At 28.5% G+C, this 16,095-nt stretch carries 14 protein-coding genes; 1 reads left to right on the top strand and 13 read right to left on the bottom strand.

What is annotated here, in order from left to right; translation table 11 throughout:
- Position 1: 1 nt before the first annotated feature.
- The 3 genes from X274_RS05990 to X274_RS05980 all read right to left on the bottom strand — a co-directional run bounded on the left by X274_RS05990 (position 2) and on the right by X274_RS05980 (position 4,745).
- On the bottom strand, positions 2 to 805 hold the full coding sequence (locus tag X274_RS05990) for a DUF5683 domain-containing protein (RefSeq protein ID WP_047265911.1): 804 nt from the start codon (positions 803 to 805) through the stop codon (positions 2 to 4).
- Positions 806 to 1,087: 282 nt separating this feature from the next.
- The gene (locus X274_RS05985) at positions 1,088 to 3,007 is read right to left on the bottom strand and encodes an ABC transporter ATP-binding protein (protein WP_052913203.1); all 1,920 of its coding nucleotides are present in this window, start codon (positions 3,005 to 3,007) and stop codon (positions 1,088 to 1,090) included.
- Position 3,008: 1 nt separating this feature from the next.
- Positions 3,009 to 4,745 carry an ABC transporter ATP-binding protein gene (locus X274_RS05980; protein ID WP_175420234.1) on the bottom strand — a complete coding sequence of 579 codons (1,737 nt, stop codon included), beginning with the start codon at positions 4,743 to 4,745 and terminating at the stop codon, positions 3,009 to 3,011.
- Between the two features lie 104 nt (positions 4,746 to 4,849).
- On the opposite strand from X274_RS05980, the gene X274_RS05975 reads away from it, so the two are divergent.
- Entirely contained in the window at positions 4,850 to 5,590 is a 741-nt protein-coding gene (locus X274_RS05975) for an MBL fold metallo-hydrolase (RefSeq protein ID WP_047265910.1), read from the top strand.
- On the opposite strand, the gene X274_RS05970 is transcribed toward X274_RS05975, so the two are convergent.
- The 10 genes from X274_RS05970 to fliK all read right to left on the bottom strand — a co-directional run.
- The gene (locus tag X274_RS05970) at positions 5,570 to 6,202 is read right to left on the bottom strand and encodes a hypothetical protein (RefSeq protein WP_047265909.1); all 633 of its coding nucleotides are present in this window, start codon (positions 6,200 to 6,202) and stop codon (positions 5,570 to 5,572) included. The genes X274_RS05975 and X274_RS05970 overlap by 21 nt on opposite strands.
- Complete coding sequence (gene fliY, locus X274_RS05965; RefSeq protein ID WP_047265908.1) at positions 6,199 to 7,497, bottom strand: flagellar motor switch phosphatase FliY; 1,299 nt, start codon at positions 7,495 to 7,497, stop codon at positions 6,199 to 6,201. Before fliY ends, X274_RS05970 begins: the two co-directional genes overlap by 4 nt.
- Before the next feature lie 24 nt (positions 7,498 to 7,521).
- Complete coding sequence (gene fliM / locus X274_RS05960) at positions 7,522 to 8,550, bottom strand: flagellar motor switch protein FliM (protein ID WP_047265907.1); 1,029 nt, start codon at positions 8,548 to 8,550, stop codon at positions 7,522 to 7,524.
- A 15-nt stretch (positions 8,551 to 8,565) separates the two neighbouring features.
- Positions 8,566 to 9,111 (bottom strand): flagellar basal body-associated FliL family protein, encoded by a 546-nt coding sequence (locus tag X274_RS05955; protein ID WP_047265906.1) that lies wholly within the window; start codon positions 9,109 to 9,111, stop codon positions 8,566 to 8,568.
- A 14-nt stretch (positions 9,112 to 9,125) separates the two neighbouring features.
- The gene (locus X274_RS05950; RefSeq protein WP_047265905.1) at positions 9,126 to 10,004 is read right to left on the bottom strand and encodes an OmpA/MotB family protein; all 879 of its coding nucleotides are present in this window, start codon (positions 10,002 to 10,004) and stop codon (positions 9,126 to 9,128) included.
- A 5-nt stretch (positions 10,005 to 10,009) separates the two neighbouring features.
- Positions 10,010 to 10,780 carry a motility protein A gene (locus X274_RS05945; RefSeq protein ID WP_047265904.1) on the bottom strand — a complete coding sequence of 257 codons (771 nt, stop codon included), beginning with the start codon at positions 10,778 to 10,780 and terminating at the stop codon, positions 10,010 to 10,012.
- On the bottom strand, positions 10,781 to 10,993 hold the full coding sequence (locus X274_RS05940) for a flagellar FlbD family protein (protein WP_231580385.1): 213 nt from the start codon (positions 10,991 to 10,993) through the stop codon (positions 10,781 to 10,783).
- 66 nt (positions 10,994 to 11,059) lie between these two features.
- Positions 11,060 to 13,705 (bottom strand): flagellar hook-basal body complex protein, encoded by a 2,646-nt coding sequence (locus tag X274_RS11560; RefSeq protein WP_052913202.1) that lies wholly within the window; start codon positions 13,703 to 13,705, stop codon positions 11,060 to 11,062.
- 28 nt (positions 13,706 to 13,733) lie between these two features.
- Entirely contained in the window at positions 13,734 to 14,396 is a 663-nt protein-coding gene (locus X274_RS05925) for a flagellar hook assembly protein FlgD (RefSeq protein ID WP_047265902.1), read from the bottom strand.
- Positions 14,389 to 16,095, bottom strand: a 1,707-nt coding sequence (gene fliK / locus X274_RS12160) for a flagellar hook-length control protein FliK (protein ID WP_047265901.1), incomplete at its 5' end; no start/stop codon positions are given. The genes X274_RS05925 and fliK, both read right to left, overlap by 8 nt.

Raw genomic sequence — 16,095 nt, 5'->3', positions numbered from 1 at the left:
CTTATCTTGCATTCATATATGCATCGATAATATTAATTATCCATATTGAAAAGGTAATCCCAACTACCCATGTAAAATTTCTAAAATTATTTGTAGCTTTTTCTTGATCTTTTACCATCTCTTCACCTTCACTCGTTGTATTAATATATTTTTGATATTCAGAAAAATAGTAATAAGACGTTCCTATTCCTCCTAAAGTAGAAATAAAAAAGAAAGAACCTTTAATAGGCTGATCATTGTAAAATTGTCCCCACCCTGGTACTAATGCCGATCTAAACAATGCTGTTGAAGGATATTTCCTTTCTGCAAAATATTCTTCGACTCTTTTTATTGTTATAAATTCTTTATCTTCAAAATTTAATGTATCAATAAATAATGTTTCTGAAGATGCTACATCTATTAATTTAACAGTAATAAAATAAACATCTCCTAGTTTATTCATATTACCAGTTAATAATAAATCTGCCCCTGACAATTCACCAATTTTAGAAGAATTTTTTTCATTCACAATTCCTGTCATTGATAATTTTATTTCTTCTATAATTTTTTGTAATTCTTTCCTGTCAACAATTGGGATATTATTTATTTTTAAATAATATGCATATATATCAGATAATAAAACAGATGTTTCTTCGCTATCAGCTTCAAATGGAAGAATACCAATAATTTTATTTTTTTGCATTACGTTTATATAATTTGCAAGTTTATTACCAGATGACTCAAAGGCTTTTCTATAGTCTTGAGAAAATAATATAGATACAAGCATAATAATTATGATACCAATAAAAAAAATCCTTTTTGCCATTTAAATACACCCCTTCCTTTATTTTATAGTTTTATTTGTATATACATAAAAAATTAACGTTATAATTATATCAGGTGATCGCATAATTACGTTAATTTTTATAATAATTCTTTAATTTGCTAAAAAATTAACGTTGGTTTTAAATACATAATTATTATAACATATTTTTTTTTAATGACAATATAAAATAAAAAAATCCCGGCTTCCACCGGGATTTGTTTATTATCAAGGTATAAATTTCACAATTTTTTTTATAATCTATCTCTTATAATTTCTTTTTTATTACGTGCTATATTGCAACCTATATAAATCATAATAAATTCCTCTTTTATTCATTAATTCGTTATGTGTTCCTTCTTCAACTATTCTACCTTTATGAACGACTAATATTTTTCTTGCTGTTTTTATTGTCGATAATCTATGTGCTATTGATAATATAGTTACTTTGCCTATCAGATTTTCCATTGCTTTTTGAATTAAATACTCTGTTTCTACATCTATATTTGCTGTAGCTTCATCTAAAATTATTATTTTTGATTTAAACACTACTGCTCTTGCTAATGCTATTAATTGCCTTTCGCCAGCTGATAATGTACTTCCCCTTTCTAAAATTTTTGTATAATATTTATCTGGAAATTTTTCAATCATTTCATGCGCATGTACCTGCTTAGCAGCATTTACTACTTCTTCTTCACTAACTGTTTCATCGAACATTCTGATATTATCTAATATTGTCCCTGTGAATAGAAAAACATCTTGCGGAACTACGGCAATTTGCCTTCTTAATGCATGTAAATCATAATCATTTAAATCTTTTTCGTCTATATATATATTACCCATTTGAGGTATATATAATCCATTTATTAACTTAATTATAGTGGTTTTTCCTGAGCCCGTTTCACCTACTATTGCTACATTATCCTTTTCTTTAATTTTAAAGGATATATTTTTTAATATATAATTCTCCTTTTCATATGCAAACGACACATTTTTAAATTTTATACTCCCCATTTTTATCTCTTTGTATTTTCCTCTACCAAAATCTTCTTGTTCTAATTCTTTTAGTCTGAAAATTTTTTCTGCTGAAGCAAACGCATTTTGTAATATATCATATTTTTCTGCAATATCAAATAAAGGTCTAAAAAACATATCTATATATGATGTAAAAGCAACCAGTATTCCAAAAGATACAATATTTTGTTTAAATAATTTTGCTCCGAACCAGAACAAAAGAGATATTGTAATATAATACATTACGTTCATAAATGGCCGAAATAAACCATTCAATATTATTTGCTGCATTCTTGATTTATATAATTTGTGGCTTAAATCATAAAATTCTTTTCTTTTTCTATTTTCCTGATTAAATGCTTTTGTAACATTGGCTCCAGATATATTTTCAGCAAGAAAAGAATTTGTTGCTGAAATCCTTGTTCGTGTTTTTGAGTATATTTTTTTATCCAATACGCCAAATATCCATGTTGATATCATTATTAAAGGAAACATTAATATTACATATGTTGAGAGTTTAATATTCATTTTGAACATGACAATTATAACTCCTATTATAATTGCAATATCTTTTGTTAAACTTGTTAATACATCTGTGAAAAATTGTGATAAATTTTGAGTATCATTTACAGTTCTTGTTGTAATTTTCCCCGTTGGATTTTTTGTAAAAAAATCTAAAGGAACAGAAAGAATATGAGTATATAATTCATCTCTTATATCATAAATAACCTTTTGACCTAATAAATTTGAAAATATCACTTGCCCATAATTAAATAACAATTGTCCAAAAAAAAGCGAAACTATTATTAACGAGTATATCGTAATATCGTTTAATGATTTCTCTTTAATTTTATTGACAAATTCATTGCTTACTGGTATTTTTTCATTTCCTTTTGTCATATAGTATTTGTTTTCTATATTTTTTAATATGTAATTCCCCTCCGGTGAAGAAATGAATTCATTATTTTCTATTTTAAATTTATATGTTGAATTTATCACATTATCTATTACATATCTCATCACAGTGGGTATTGTTAAATCCACTACAGTGGATAGGAATAAAAATGAAAAAGAAAATATTAATATTACATAATATTTTTTCATGTATTTCCACAACATAGAAAATATTTTCATATTAGATACACTTCGTTGATTTTCTTCTTTTAATATGTCTGTATGAGCTGTTCGCATATTATTCCTCCTCCAACTTTTCTTCAATTAGCTGTTTCATATACATTCCATAATATGCACTTTCTAATGATAATAATTCATTATGATTTCCTTGTTCTATTATTTCACCATTATCAAAAACATAAATTTTATCAGCATTTTTAACTGCTTTTAATCTGTGCGATATAACAATCATTGTTTTATTAACTACATTATTTCTAAGATTTGTTATTATTGCTTCTTCAGTTTCGGTATCTACTGCAGATAAACAATCATCCAATATAATAAATGGTGCGTTTTTAGCTAAAGCTCTAGCTATAGAAACCCTTTGCTTTTGCCCACCAGAAAGAGTAACTCCTCTTTCACCAACTAATGTTTTATATTTTTCTGGTAATTCCATTATATCTTCATGAACGTTTGCTATTTTAGCATATTCAGGAGATTTTTCTACTTCTTCAGGGTGTGCAAAACTTATATTATCTTCTATATGCATTGAAAATAAAAATGATTCTTGAGGAACATAGGCTATATTATCCCTAATAATTTTAGAATGTATTTTATTTATATCCATTCCATCTATAAAAATTGTATTATTTTCAACTGGATAAAATTTCAATAATAATTTTGGAAGAGTCGATTTACCTGAACCTATTTTACCTACAAATGCTACCATTTCTCCTGGTTTTATTTCCATATTAATATTTTTTAAAGCATATTTTTCCGTATTTGGATATTTGAAATTTAAATTATTAATTTTTATGTGTCCTTTAAATTCAAAATTTTTATTTATTTCATCTGGTTCTGAGACACTTGATTTTGATTTCATTATTTCCATCAATCTTTGATAAGAGGCCTTCCCTCTTTGTAATACATTTACAACCCATCCTACCGCCATCATTGGCCAAACAAGCATTCCTATATACGAATAAAACATTACTAACTGCCCAAAGGTTATCTCATTATTTATTACCATTTTTCCACCAAAATATATTGCAAGAACTCCTGAAAGCGATGCTAAAAATTGTATTAGCGGAAACATCAAACCCCAGGTTTTTATTAATTTCATTTGAGCGTCATAATATTTTTGTGATCTTTCATTAAATCGTTTTTTCATTGTATTTTCTAATGAAAAAACTTTAACTACATGTATCCCTGCGTAGCTTTCTTCTGTATGGTCAGATAAATCTGAAATCGTTTTTTGAAGGTTTTTAAATAATTTCCTTATTAAACCACCAAAAAATAATGTTATTAATCCTATTATGGGTAAAGGAATTAATGATAATATTGTTAATTTAGGATTTACAAATTTCATCATTGCAATTATCGTTATTGTTGACATAAAAATTGTATCAATTATCATTACAATAGACGGGCCCATTGCCATTCTTACGGAATTTAAATCTTCTGTAAATCTGGTCATCAAGTCTCCCGTTCGCCATTTGTCATAAAAATCATATGATTGATCTAATATGTGTGAAAACATTTTATTGGCTGTTTTAAATTCAAATAATCTTGAAGTTCCAAATATAAAAAAACGCCATATGAATCTTCCAATCATTATTGAAAATGCCAATATTAAAATTGAATAAATGGACGTTTTTATTACACTCATATCTTCTATTGTTTTTAAATCATCCATTATCGCTCCAATTTTTCTTGGAATAAATATTTGCATATAATCAATAAATAATAAGAATATTACACCTATTAAATACCTCCACCAATTTTTTTTAAAAAACTCTTTAATTATTTTGAACACCCCCCGAACTTTGTTTGTATTACAAACTATTTTATCATTTTTAAGGAAAAAAATCAATATATAAAGAATTATTAAATGAAATACATTTAAGGAGGAAAACACTTATGTTAGAAGTGATTGGAAACAAAATACTGGTTTTCTGGTTTGAAAACTTTGCAAGTAATGTTACAGCCATAGAGTTAAATGAGGAAGTTATTTTAATCGATTCCTCTTTATATCCAGAAAAATTAAAAAAAATTATAGATTTGGTTCAATTGAGAACAAAAAAAACTGTAAAAAAGGTTTTTTTAACCCACCATCATCCAGATCATTCATTTGGCGCTATTTTTTATGAAAAACTTGAAATCATTTTATCAGAAAAAACTCTGATGAAACTTTTTGAATATGATGATAATTTATTAAAAAAAATCTCTGAAGAATCTGAATTTGATTTTTCTAATTTACAAAAAAAATTATCCAAATGTAAGTTTAATGTTTTTAGAAAAGATAATTTAAATACTTCTTCTAAAACAGTAATAAGTGGGATTACTTTAGGTGGGCATACAAAAGATTCAACTATTTATAAAATTTATCCAGAGAATATTGTTATTACTGGTGATATTATAGTTTCTGAAATACATTCTGAATTAAACGAATCAAATATTGACAATTGGATTAAAATCTTAGAAGAATTAAAAAAACAGGAGATAAATATAATAATACCAGGTCATGGAAGACCTGGAGATAGAAAATTAATTGATAATCAGCTAAACTATTTGAAAACATTTAAAACACACGGAAAAGATGTCTTATTAAAGCAATTTAAAGATTATAAATATCCTGAATTACTTTTGAATTTCCAATAATTTTTTCTTGATAAATTGGGTGTTATATGGTATTATTCTAAGTTTTATTTCAACTCTTTTTTTGTTATTTGAATTTAAAAATTCTATTTTTTCTAAAAAACTTATTCCCATTTCATCTTTTAAATATACTTTCATTTGCGTGTAATCAATACCTAAAAATCTTAAAGCATTTTTGGACTTTGGATAAAAATAGAATATTTTATAATTTTGTTCTTTTAATTCTTTAATAAAAAATTTATCGGAAGAATATGTTACTGATAAAATTCTGATAAAATTTCTAAATATTTCCAGATTGTTTTTTATACCTTTATACTTATCAACATCTTTTTCCAGATCCGTTAAAAATTCATCATTGTGAAGGTCATAATAGTAGTCAATACCAGATAAAATTGAAGGTTCTTTTATTCTAAAATAAAAATATTTAAAATTATCAATGTATATATCCATCAAAACAGAGGTGGGAGTCGAATCCACCTCAAATTTTATGTTTAGGTCTATTTTTAATTCCCCGAGTCTTGTATATTTTGAAAAAACATCTATCACATTATAGGAAAAAATCATATTAACTGAAATAAGGAAAAACATTAAAAAAATTATTTTTTTTCTCTTCATTTTAAAGCTCTCAACCTTTCTTCTAATGATACTATTTCTGTTATTCTAACTCCAAAATTTTCATCTATAACAACAACTTCTCCTCTGGCTATTAACCTTCCATTTACGTATATATCCACAGGTTCACCTGCAAGTTTATCAAGTTGAATCATAGAACCCTGATGAAAATTTAAAATATCTCTTAAAGAATATTTTCTTCTACCAAGCTCTACTGATACATTTAGTGGAACGTCAAATAAAAGTTGTAATTTTTCAAGATCAACATTTTCAGTAGGTTCTATAGGACTTCCTGAAATTTGATTAAATGACTTTGGTTGAACATTAACCTGTTGTTCTGGTGGGATATATCCCATTGGTTGCTGCATTGGCATTTGTTGTGGATACATCGGTTGCTGCATCGGCATTTGTTGTGGGTACATCGGTTGCTGCATCGGCATTTGTTGTGGATACATCGGTTGCTGCATTGGCATTTGTTGTGGATACATCGGTTGCTGCATTGGCATTTGTTGCGGTACAGTTTGTTGTTGCATCTGTGGTTGTGGTTGTGCAGTTTTCTGACCTTTATTAACATCTACATTTTGAGCAGCTAATACTTTATTTTTTATATCATTTGCTATATCTATTGGTACAAATTGCCACATTTCTCCTTCTTGTAGTCCTTGTATTTTTAAAATAAATTTAATACCTATTATAGTTTCAGATGCTCCTTCTAATTCGGGTGGAAATGATACATTAGGATCGTCAAAATCTAAAACTTCTACTTGCGGAGGTGTTATATCTACCTTGGTATTTAAAAATTCTGATAAAGATGTTGCTGAAGCACCCATCATTTGGTTTATTGCTTCTGCTAAAGCGCTTATTGATATGTCATCAAATGTTTCTGGAACATTTTCTCCTGTTCCACCCATCATGAGATCGGCTATTATAGATGAAATTTTTGCAGGAAACAGGAAAAAATTTGTACCTTTTAAACCATCTTTGTAATTTATTGAAATTATCACGTATTTCCCTGAGAATTGATTTTTTATTTCTGATTTTAATAAAGTTAACGGAGTAGGACTGGATATATCCACTTTTCTTTTTAATAACGTAGACAGGGTTGTTGCTCCAGCTCCCATAGCAATATTTCCCACTTCTCCAACTAAATCTAATATAATTGGATCAACTTGAGTTGCTCCACTGTTTATTTGGGAAGAACTGGTATTTGTACTTTCTTGATTTGACGTTGTTTCATCTTGATTTAATCCCTGTAATAATGCATCTAATTCTTCTTGAGATAAAAATTCATCTGACATGTAACACACCTCCGCTATTGTTCCCTATTTCAAACTCTTCAAATATCTTTCAACTAAAACCTTTTCAAGCAATTCTGGATCTTCTTTTTCTATATTTATTGCATAATGACCTTTATAAATTCCAGGCATTCCTTTAAAAACAGGTGTGTCCTGAACAGTTATATTTATAGGCTCATCATTAAATGAATTCAATCTTATTACGTCTCCTACATCAATATTAATAAAATCGCCTAATTGTATTGTTGTTTCACCTAATATAGCTTTTACATCTGCTTTGGTCATTAACACAGAATTTTTCAATTTTTCAATTTGTTTTTGAGTGGTTTTTCGATCAGGCGACCATAATCTTGTTGTTAATTTTTCATTAATCGGCTCTAATAGAGATGAAGGCCAACAAACATTTATAAATCCCTGAATATCCTTAAAGTTTATTGATAACGTAATCAACACCGTCATTTCATTTGGTGCTGCTATTTGAACAAATTGAGGATTGAACTCTGTTTTTTCGAGTATTGTATCAAAAGGAACAATTGTTGCCCATGCTTTACTCAAAGCTTTTATTAACGATAATCCTTCTTTTCTTAAAATTGCAAGTTCCAGTTCAGTAGGTGTTCTTAATGTTTCAAGAGGTATTCCAGGCCCTCCTAATAATTTATCGACTAATACATAACCAATATCAAGGCCCATTTGAAATACGGCGCTTCCTGGTAGTATATCTGTTGAAAATACTGAAATAAATGTTGGACTTGTTAATGATTGTTGAAACTCACTAAAGGTTATCTGATCAACACTGGCAAAAGTAACATTCACATATGACCTTGCGCGTGAAGAAAGATATGTTGATACATCTCTTGCATAATTTTCATGAATAAGCTGCAATGTTCTCAATTGCTCTTTTGAGAACTTCATTGGCCTTCGGAAATTATATTCCCGAACATTAGCCATAATATCTTCTTCTTCATTCACATTGGAAACAGCTAATGACCCTGCCTCCATGGCATGTAATAACGCATCTATTTCTTCTTGGGATAATGTTTCATTATCTGGAGGCATACTTTCACCACCTTTTTAATAAGCTGATGTAATTACTACTATATCTATAATAACCTGAATTACTCCAAATTTCTCCTTTTCACCAACAAATCCCGTAATCTCATTTATTGCATTTTTTATTTGATTTTTTAATATTTCTCTACCTTCAACAGTAGTTAAATCTTCACGTGTTTTCGTAATGAATATTAATCCTATTGCTTCTAATATTTCCACATTATATTCAGCTATTGCCGCTCTGCATTCATCACTTCCCACTTTTAATTGCAAAGCGTTTACTATAGCTATTTCATTACCGCCTTTTAGCATAAACTGTCTTTGGTGACCTTCACGTATCACTTCTGCCAATCCTACCTGTGGTGCTTGTTGAACTCCTTGAGCCTGTTGTTGAGCTTGTTGTTGAGCCTGTTGAACTATATTTTTACCTAAGATGTTTATGAGAAAAAAAGCTCCACCAACTGATAATACTACAGATACAACAATGGCTATTATCAATAATAATATAATATTAGGACCTTTTTTACCTTCTTCCTGGCCTTCTTCTTGAATTTCTTCATCAGCCATTAAAATTCACCTCACTATCTTAAGCGCTGCCTCAATATCAATAAATCTATCCTTCTATATCTTTTTCTCAAAATTTCCAAATTTTTTTTATATTGCTCTTCTAACTTTTTTTCTTCTGATTTCATATTGGAAATATTTATTTTCCCCTCTTCAAAATCTTCTTTCAATTTTAGCTTTTGTGCTTCTATATTTGATTTTAAATTTTCTATATCATTTATTATATCTTTATCTCCAACTGCAATTGGAAAGAATCTATCTGCATTATAATAATATTCTGGATCAAATTTTCCTTCTTTTACCTCTGCTAATCTTTCAAGCGTTCTTTTTTGTTTCATTTCATCCGCATAAAATTTAGCAACACTTGCTGCTCTGGCTGCTGCTAAATGCCAATTAGATGGATATATTGATGTATTTTGAGGTGGTCTGTCATCTGTAAAACCATATATTTCTATTTCATTATTAGAATGTTCTATTAATATTATACCCAGTTTATATAACAATTCTTTTGCATCCGCTGTCAATCTGGCACTTCCTGGTTCAAAAAATGCCATATCTTGCATTTTAATAATTGTTCCTCTATCATTTTCCTCTATTGTTATTCTTCCTTTGTATTTTGGATTATCCTGAAGTCTGAAAAGTTCAACTCTTATACCAGGATTTGAAGTAATCAGACTCTCTTCTGAAAGACTTCGCCCCCCCGTTAAAACACTTGGTGGAGTCCCACTAAAAGGACTTCTAAAACTAACAGCTGCCTGTTGGAATTTTCCAGGTGAAATCGAAGACATAGAAAATAACATAACAAAAAATGTCATTAATAATGAATTCAAATCACTAAATGTTGCCATCCAACCAGGTGGTGGTGGTGGCCCTTCTTCTTTTTTACATTTTGCCATTTAAATCACCCTTCTTTTTCAGACTCATATTTTTGTTTATCTGCTGGTGATAAAAATGCTTTTAATTTTTCTTCCATGAGTCTTGGATTTTCACCAGAAACTATAGATAATATTCCTTCTGTTATCATTCTCAACTGATTCACCTGCAATCCTGTTCTCCTACCAATCTTTTCTGCTATAGGCAAAGCGAAAATATTTGCAATAAATGCTCCATATAACGTAGTAATAAGTGCTATTGCCATTTTAGGTCCTATTGTTGTTGGATCATTCAAGGTTTTTAACATCATTATCAGACCAATTAACGTTCCTATCATACCATATGCTGGTGCTAACGTTCCCCATGTATTTAAAACACTTGCCCATTTTCCCTGTTCTGCTTCAAATAATTCCATTTTTATTTCCAGAATTTTTCTTATTTCTTCTGGATCCGTTCCATCAACAGCAGCTCTTAATCCATCTTTCATAAATTCATTTTCTAATCCTTCCAAATCTGCTTCTAAAGAAATAAGCCCCTCTCTCCTTGCTTTTTCTGCAAAGGAATATAATGTTTTTAAGGTGTCTACAGCATCTATTTTAGGTTCTTTAATACCCATCATTACTGCACTAAAAAATTTAAATGATACATCTTTAGGAGCTGCTATAAACATTCCGGCTATTGACCCTACAACCGTGATAAAAAACGATGCTCCATCAACTAAAGCCGTAGGATCACTTGATGCTCCAATTCCTATTGCAGCAAGTGCCAAAACAAGTCCAGCAATACTTGAAATATCCATCTAATCACCTCTTTGAAAACCAGCAGAAAATATTTTACCTTTAAATTCTACTATTTCTTTAATTATTTCATCTATATTTTCTTTTACTATATAAATATGTCCATTATTTAAAAGAATTGTTGTATCTGGTCTTGCCTCTATTTTTTCAATCATATCTGGATTTATATAAAACTCTTTACCTCCTAAATTCGTTACTTTAATCAAATAACACACCTCCGGTGATTATATTACAAAATAATTATTTTCTCTAATGTAAATTAATTTAAAATCTATAAATTATTATCTTTTGAGATTTACAAGTTCTGTTAGAATTTGATCTGATGTAGTTATTACCCTTGCTGCTGCCTGAAAACCCCTTTGAGCTGTAATCATTTTTGTGAATTCTTCTGACAAATCTACATTTGACATTTCTAATGCTCCTGACACTAATGTTCCTGCCCCTTCTTCACCAAATGATCCTATTTTAGCAATACCGCTATTTTCACTTTGAGCAAACATAGAATTTCCCATATCTATTAATCCACCTGGATTTGTAAATTTAGCTACTGCTACCTGTGCAATTAAGTCAGATTTCCCGTTTGAAAATATACCTAAAACTTCGCCTAAATCATTTATTGTAAAATTTTGTAATACTCCTTTTGCATTTCCATCTTGATCTGCAATATTAACAGAATTTGGAGCCGCAAATTGTGTTAAATCATACATATTTAAATTCACTTTTACAGGTCCTGCAGCAGCAACAGATGCTGGAGCTACTCTTTCATTAGGTGATGCACCTGTGCTTGCCGGATCAAACCAGAAACCTATTGAACCATTATCATTATCTGAAGTATTATAATCAACATATCCAACAGAATCCAATCTCCATCTTGAGGTTAAATATTGTCCTTTACCATCAAACGCTATTACACCTTCTGCAGGATCTGATGTTGTTGTTCCGTCCTCGGTTATTTTATATAATGGTTGTCCATCAACTGTTTCTGCCTTCCAATACCATGTATTATCAGAAATTTTTGAATATTTTATATTAATATCATAATCATTTCCAAGCGAATCGTAAACCTTTGTAGATATCACAACATTCGGGTTTTCATACTCTGCTATTTTATAATTCTGTGAATTTTCTGTATCAATTAATCTCAACTCTCCTGAAACTGGTGTTTGAATTATTTTTTTTGCTGCAATATATCGAACGGTACCAGCTTCAGAAGTTTCACCACTTGTATTTGTAGTAGTATCCACAAACGTATCTGTTGCATTTGCTTCAATAACGGATAATCCAGAAATTGTATATTTCCCATCTGCAGATTTCCAACCGCTTTCCATTTTAGAATTAAATTCTTCAACTGTATCAGCAGATGTACTATCTCCGTCAGCATCTGTAAACGTTACAGTTTTTAGTGTTCCACTTTCTTCTACTTTTAGAGTTATTGTAACATTGCCAGTTGCATCTACACTAAAAGATATATCTCTCGGATCATAAAAAACTTCATTGTTTTGACTATCTTTTAAAGATATGCCACCTAAAAATTTCACATCTCTTTGATTAGTTCCATCTGTTAATTGTAATCTATTATCTTCATCTTGATATTTTGGTATTAATTCTCCTTTTGTATCTGTCATATATATTCCATCAAGTCCCCATTCTGTCTTATCATCAGAACTTGATTGATAAAGTTCTACAGACAACGCATTTGCCTGACCAACTGGCAATAACGCTACGGATTCTGAAACACCTGAATCTAATATCAAATTTTTTAATGTTATCTCATTTCCTGCACCATCATCTAATGTAACCCCTTGCGCAAATAATCTATTTAAATCATAAAATGTACCATCTGTTGTAATTGTGCCTGTATATGTAGTTCCAGCATTATCAGAAACCTGTACTGTTACCTGATTTGGATTTGTAGCATCTCTATAAATTAAAATATCTGGTCTATCTGATGCATCTATAGTTCCACTTCCATCATCATCATCCTGAGATAGCAGCGTAACAGGTGCTCCATTACTATCTGAAACAGAAACATCTCCATAAGCTCTTAATGGCCAATCTATACCATTTTTACCTAAATCTATTCTTGAACCTGCAGGAAATGATGAATTAAAATCATTTGCTGCATTTGCTCTTACAACATGCCCTGGGTAATTAGACCATCTTAATACATTTCCAACTTCATCAAGCTCGACTTCTCCATAATTGCTTCCTCCAAGCAATTCATAGTTTTTATCTGGATCTACAGGTTCGGCATGCCATCTATATACAATTCTGTCTTTATATTGTTCTGACATTATTCTTTCAAATGTAAATTTTACCGGAACAACATCTCCAGAAGAGGATTTTATTGTCATTGTTGTTTCCTTTATTCCAACATCAGAATTTAAATTATCTGATAAATTTAAGAATGTGGTTTCTCTTGCTTCCATTACCAAATTAGGTGAAATTGTAATATCCTGTATTGGTTCATTAGAATCTATATATCTTTTTCCAGTATCTGTAATTTTCGCATTCCATCCTTGTAACTTCATTCCACTTGAAGGATTTACAAAATGACCTTCTGAATCCAATGTGAAATTACCTGCTCTTGAAAAATATTTTGAAAGTCCATCTGATAAAACAAAAAAACCTTCTCCTTTTATTGCCATATCTGTTTTATTACCTGTATTTTGAAGTGACCCCTGTGTCATTATTTTATCTATAGAAGCTATTTTAGAACCAAGCCCAACTTGAATGGCATTTGTGCCACCAAATTGTCCACTTGCACCTCTACTTTCTGATAATGTTTGAGACAATGTATTTTGAAAAGTTACCCTTGATGTTTTATATCCAACTGTATTTACATTTGAAATATTATTTCCTATTACATCTAATTGTGTCTGAAAATTTTTCAATCCACTTTGACCACTAAACATTGCTCTTAACATAATAATCTCCTCCTATATTTATATTATTTTATATTTCCGATATCTCTATGATTTTTTCTGTACTGTATTTTTGGCCATTTACTAATACATAAAATTTATTGTCATCAAATTGAACTGCATCAACTTTTCCTCCATCCAATCCACCAATTTTTTCTTTTTTTCCATCTCTAAATGTGTATATTTCATATTTATACTCTCCATCAGGCATTTTTATTCCGTTAGTACTTATTCCATCCCAATTGAAAGTTTTCATTCCTTCTTCCTGAATTCCTAATTCTTTGGTATATACTAAATTGTTTTTCTTATCATATATGTCAACATATACTTTTGTTGGTTCTTCAAGATTATAAACAATTGCATCTGAAAAACCACCTGTTAAATTTATTTTGTTATTTTCTACCACAACAGTTTTTCCTATTAGATTGGAAGCCTGAACTTTAAATAAATTCATTTGTGAAGAAACCATTTCCTGAAAAGATTTACTCATATTCATAATCTGTTCAGTAGAAGATAATTGCGACATTTGCGAGATAAATTCTTTATCATTCATTGTATTTGTTGGATCCTGATATTTTAACTGTGTCATTAATATTTTTAAAAAAGCATCTTTATCTAATTCTTTTTTAGGCTCATTGCTATTTAATTGAGAGGATGGTGAAAAATAATTTAAATTGTTTATCCCATTAATCATAATATTCACCTCTTAAAATATTAAAAAATTGTTTGTCTTCGCTTTTTTTCTTTTCATGTTTTTTAGAAGATTTGTTTTCATCTGAAAATTTTTCCTCTTCATTATTATTACGATCATTATTATGATTTTCTTTATTTTGTTTTTCAACTTCAGATTCAAATAAAAATTCTACTTTTTCATATTTTTCTTTTAAATTTATCAATAATGGTTCTATTCTTTTTTCTAATTCTTTCCTGTTCTCATTATTTTCTAATGAAAATTGTATCTTTACATTTTTGTGTGATTTTATTATTGTAATTTCAATATTTCCTAAATCTGGAGGATTAATTTTAAATACCGTTCTTTCAAAATATTTTGGAAAATTTTCTGCTTTTTCAATTAGATTTTGCATTTCAGGTAGTATTTTATTTAGCGAAACAGTTTTCACGTATACGTTATTGTTTTTATTACTTGAATTATTTAATTCTATTAACGGATGTAAATAATTAACATTATTTGAATTTAAGTTCGTTTTCCCTCTATATTTATTCAATGTTTTTAAATTTAGAATATTCTTTTCACCTTCTTTATAATCATTTTTATATATTTTATATGTTATGGAATCCATATATTTAATTATATTTTTTACATTTATATCAGAATTCTTCTTTTTTAGTATTATTTCTGCATCATCTAAAATAATCTTTTTTATTATTTTTACATTAGACATTATATTTTTCGATGTAATACTGGTTTTTTCCTTTAATACTTTCTTCAAAGTATTTTTTTCCAAAGAACGCTTTGCTATTAGTAAATCCATCTTTTCATCAGAATATAAAATTTTATTTTTTTCATTGCTTCTTTTAAATATTTTTATCTTATTTTCTATTATGCTTTTTAAATCACTTTTTAATATGTCAATATTACTATCCGTATTATCAATTTTTTTTGTTTTTTCATTTAATAAAATTAATTTCATTTTTTCTTTTTTGTTATTTTCTATATATCCTACCAATCCTGTATTAAATTTTACTTTTATAATTTCATTTTTATCTTTCTTCAGAATATTAGAACTTATAACGTTTTTTTGGGTTATTAATAGAATTGCTTCATCTAATTTTGGAACAATTAATCCTAACTTTTCTTTATAAAATATATAATCTTCTTTTTTTATCCCTTCTGGCAATTTGTTTTCTTTCTCTATTATTTCTTTTATTATTTTATTTATCTTTCCTTTTATTTTTTCTGTGTTTTTTATTTTTGTTTCTATCTTCTTATCTTTCACTTCCTCTGTTGCAAATATTTCTTTTATCTTTACTCCTTCTTTTTGTCCTTTTTTTTCTATATTTTCTATTTTATTTTCCACTTTTATTTCTTCTATTAATTTAAAATCTGTTTTTTCGCTTTTTTCATTTTTTCCCGCTTCTATCATTTCTTTTAATTCTTTTACTTCTTTTTTTATCCCTTCTGGTAATTCCTTTTCTTTTCCTATTAATTCTTTTATTATTTTATTTATCTTTCCTTTTATTTTTTCTGTGTTTTTTATTTTTGTTTCTATCTTCTTATTTTTCACTTCCTCTGTTGCAAATATTTCTTTTATCTTTACTCCTTCTTTTTGTCCTTTTTTTTCTATATTTTCTATTTTATTTTCCACTTTTATTTCTTCTATTAATTTAAAATCTATTTTTTCGCTGTTTTCTTTTCTTCCTTTATTTATAAT

Source organism: Marinitoga sp. 1155 (assembly GCF_001021175.1).
Classification (GTDB): Bacteria; Thermotogota; Thermotogae; order Petrotogales; family Petrotogaceae; genus Marinitoga.
Note: the sequence above shows the minus strand (reverse complement) of the source record. Positions and strands in the feature narration are given on the sequence as shown.

Coding starts and splice junctions, on each gene's coding strand:
- X274_RS05990 (WP_047265911.1), bottom strand. CDS start 805: ATGGCAAAAAGGATTTTTTTTATTGGTATCATAATTATTATGCTTGTA.
- X274_RS05985 (WP_052913203.1), bottom strand. CDS start 3,007: ATGCGAACAGCTCATACAGACATATTAAAAGAAGAAAATCAACGAAGT.
- X274_RS05975 (WP_047265910.1), top strand. CDS start 4,850: ATGTTAGAAGTGATTGGAAACAAAATACTGGTTTTCTGGTTTGAAAAC.
- X274_RS05970 (WP_047265909.1), bottom strand. CDS start 6,202: ATGAAGAGAAAAAAAATAATTTTTTTAATGTTTTTCCTTATTTCAGTT.
- fliY (WP_047265908.1), bottom strand. CDS start 7,497: ATGTCAGATGAATTTTTATCTCAAGAAGAATTAGATGCATTATTACAG.
- fliM (WP_047265907.1), bottom strand. CDS start 8,550: ATGCCTCCAGATAATGAAACATTATCCCAAGAAGAAATAGATGCGTTA.
- X274_RS05955 (WP_047265906.1), bottom strand. CDS start 9,111: ATGGCTGATGAAGAAATTCAAGAAGAAGGCCAGGAAGAAGGTAAAAAA.
- X274_RS05950 (WP_047265905.1), bottom strand. CDS start 10,004: ATGGCAAAATGTAAAAAAGAAGAAGGGCCACCACCACCACCTGGTTGG.
- X274_RS05945 (WP_047265904.1), bottom strand. CDS start 10,780: ATGGATATTTCAAGTATTGCTGGACTTGTTTTGGCACTTGCTGCAATA.
- X274_RS11560 (WP_052913202.1), bottom strand. CDS start 13,705: ATGTTAAGAGCAATGTTTAGTGGTCAAAGTGGATTGAAAAATTTTCAG.
- X274_RS05925 (WP_047265902.1), bottom strand. CDS start 14,396: ATGATTAATGGGATAAACAATTTAAATTATTTTTCACCATCCTCTCAA.